The organism is Hephaestia sp. MAHUQ-44 (assembly GCF_023806085.1).
Classification (GTDB): Bacteria; Pseudomonadota; Alphaproteobacteria; order Sphingomonadales; family Sphingomonadaceae; genus Sphingomonas.
Window position 1 is genome coordinate 1 of sequence record NZ_JAMSLX010000037.1, and the last position, 1,292, is coordinate 1,292.

At 61.8% G+C, this 1,292-nt stretch carries 1 pseudogene; it reads left to right on the plus strand.

Annotated elements, in window-relative coordinates:
* The first annotated feature begins 60 nt into the window (after window positions 1-60).
* Window positions 61-1,258: pseudogene (locus NFE57_RS16570) on the plus strand (IS3 family transposase).
* Window positions 1,259-1,292 lie beyond the last annotated feature (34 nt).

Below are 1,292 nucleotides of genomic sequence, written 5' to 3' on the forward strand. Positions count from 1 at the left end.
TCTGCCCCCCGCTGAGTGGCCCAGAGACTATGATAGTCTGGACCACGAAAGGGACGACGAATGCCGAGCAAGAAGCATAAGCCGGAAGAGATTATCGGCAAGCTGCGTGAAGTTGAGATTGTGCTGGCGCAGGGGGCCTCGACTGCCGAGGCGTGCCGCCGGATCGCAGTCAGCGAGCAGGCCTATTATCGCTGGCGCAAGGAATATGGTGGCCTGAAGACCGACCAGGCGCGGCGGATGAAGGAACTGGAGAAGGAGAATCAGCGGCTTCGCCGGGCGATCTCGGACCTGACGCTCGACAAGCTGATCCTGCAGGAGGCCGCAAAGGGAAACTTCTGAGCCCCGCGCGGCGGCGGCGCTGCATCGATCATGTGCGACGAGAGCTTCCGGTCCCGGTGTCCGAACGACGGATCTGCCGGGTGCTGGGGCAGCATCGATCGACACAGCGTAAAGTGCCGCGCGGGGCGGATGACGAACAGGCGCTGACGGAGGACATCATCGCACTGGCGCAGCAATATGGTCGATACGGCTACCGCCGGGTGACGGCGTTGCTGTGCCATGCGGGGTGGACGGTGAACCATAAACGGGTCGAGCGGATATGGCGACGCGAGGGTTTGAAGGTTCCGCTGCGCCAGCCAAAGCGGGGACGCCTGTGGCTCAATGATGGATCATGCATCCGCCTGCGCCCCGAATATCCAGGGCATGTGTGGGCCTACGACTTCGTCGAAGGGCGTACGCATGACGGTCGCAAGTTCCGTATCCTGACCATCATCGACGAGGCCAGCAGGGAATGCCTGGCGCTCATCGTTGCGCGGCAACTCAGGCATGAAGATGTTCTGGCCGCCTTGGCGGAGTTGTTCGTCACGCGTGGACCGCCAGCGAATATCAGGTCCGATAATGGCAGCGAATTTATCGCGACGGCCGTCCAGAAATGGCTGGGGGAGATCGGCGTGAAGACGCTCTACATTGCACCGGGATCACCATGGGAGAATGGTTATAACGAAAGGTTGGCTTCGCCGGCCTTCGGCTCAACGGGTCGCTTCGCGACGAACTGCTCAATGGCGAGATTTTCTACAGCCTCGCCGAAGCCAAGGTGCTGATCGAAGCATGGCGGCGGCATTACAACACCGTCCGCCCGCACAGCAGCTTGGGCTACCGACCACCGGCCCCGGAAACGGCGACACCGCCATATCCGGCATCCGGTTCCGCTTCGCTCCACCTCCGCCCGGATATGGCGGCAGCGGCTTTAATCCACTAACAAACCAATCGGTCCACTCGGTGGGGGCAGATCA